The 1,451-nt window shown below is 68.9% G+C and carries 2 protein-coding genes; both read left to right on the top strand.

Annotated features, from left to right (window positions below; all coding sequences use genetic code 11):
• A partial coding sequence (locus AC1DU6_RS31050) for an ArsA-related P-loop ATPase (RefSeq protein WP_477861970.1) occupies positions 1-869 on the top strand: 869 nt, incomplete at its 5' end.
• A gap of 22 nt (positions 870-891) precedes the next feature.
• A partial coding sequence (locus AC1DU6_RS31045; protein ID WP_477861968.1) for a DnaJ domain-containing protein occupies positions 892-1,451 on the top strand: 560 nt, incomplete at its 3' end.

The raw sequence follows: 1,451 nt of genomic DNA, 5'->3' as shown, positions 1-1,451 counted from the left end.
TTGACGCGCTGGCCGACGAACTGGCCACCGCCGGGCACGGGCTGATCATGGTGATGGGCAAGGGCGGCGTCGGCAAGACGACCGTGGCGGCGGCGCTGGCCCTGGGGCTGGTCGAGCGCGGCAAGACCGTGCACCTCAGCACCACCGATCCGGCGGCCCACCTGGCTTCGACGTTGGCCGGCGATGTGCCCGGTTTGAGCGTCAGCCGCATCGACCCCAAGGTCGAGATGCAGCGCTACATCGACAAGATCATGGCGGCCAGGTCACCGAAGCTCGACGCGGCCGAGCAGGCGCTGCTGCTGGAAGACCTGCAATCGCCCTGCACGGAAGAGGTGGCCGTCTTCCATGCCTTCTCGCGCATCGTCAGCGAGGGCCGCAGTGCCTTCGTCGTGCTCGACACCGCGCCCACGGGCCATTCCATGCTGCTGATGGACGCCACCGGCGCCTATCACCGCCAGATGATGCGGGAGTTCGAGGGGCCGGGAGCGGCCCGGGTGGTGACACCCTTGATGCGGCTGCAGGACGGCACGTATACCAAGATCATCCTGGTCACGCTGCCGGAGGTGACGCCCGTGTCGCAGGCGGCTGCGCTGCAGGACGACCTGCGCCGCGCTGGCATCGAGCCCTATGCCTGGGTGCTGAACAAGAGCGTGCTGGCGGCCGGAACGCGCGACCCCTTGCTGAAAGCGCGGCTGGCGGGCGAACGCAAGCAGATGGAACGCATGGCCCATGGCCTGGCCAGGCGCCTCTTCACGCTGCCCTGGCTGACCGTGCCGCCGATCGGATTTGCCGAGTTGTCCAGGCTGGTCGCCAAGGCATCCAACGCTGAAGCACCCACGCCTGAGCCTGTACCAGCCGGCTCCAACTGACGACACCGCACAGGGGAACCCAATGGAATTCAAGGACTACTACGCCACGCTTGGGGTGCAGCGAGACGCCACCCAGGACGAGATCAAGCGGGCCTACCGCAAGCTGGCACGCAAGTTCCACCCCGACGTCAGCAAGGAGGCGGATGCCGAATCGCGCTTCAAGGATGTGGCCGAGGCGCATGAAGCCCTGATCGACCCCGAGCGCCGTGCGGCCTACGACGACATCAGCCAGCGCCACGCGCGCGGCGAAACCTTCGAGCCACCGCCGGGTTGGGACAGCGGCTTCGAGTTCAGCGGCCGGGGCGGCGCCGGGCCCGGCGGGCAGCAAGCGCCCAGCGCCGAGGACTTCAGCGCCTTCTTCGAATCCATCTTCGGGCGCGGTGGGCCGGGCGCACGGCCCGCTGCAGGCGGCCGCCGGCAGGCGCCCGGCAGCGATCACCACGCCAAGGTGATGATCGACCTGGAAGACAGCTACCGCGGTGCACGCCGCACGATCTCGCTGCGCGTGCCGGTGGCCGATGCCCAGGGGCATGTCGCCCTGCATGACCGCCAGCTGGAGGTCAACATTCCGCCCGGCGTGCG

The sequence above is a fragment of the Roseateles sp. P5_B10 genome (genome assembly GCF_056400485.1).
The sequence above is the reverse complement of the archived record's forward strand: the minus strand, read 5'-3'. Positions and strand labels throughout refer to the sequence as shown.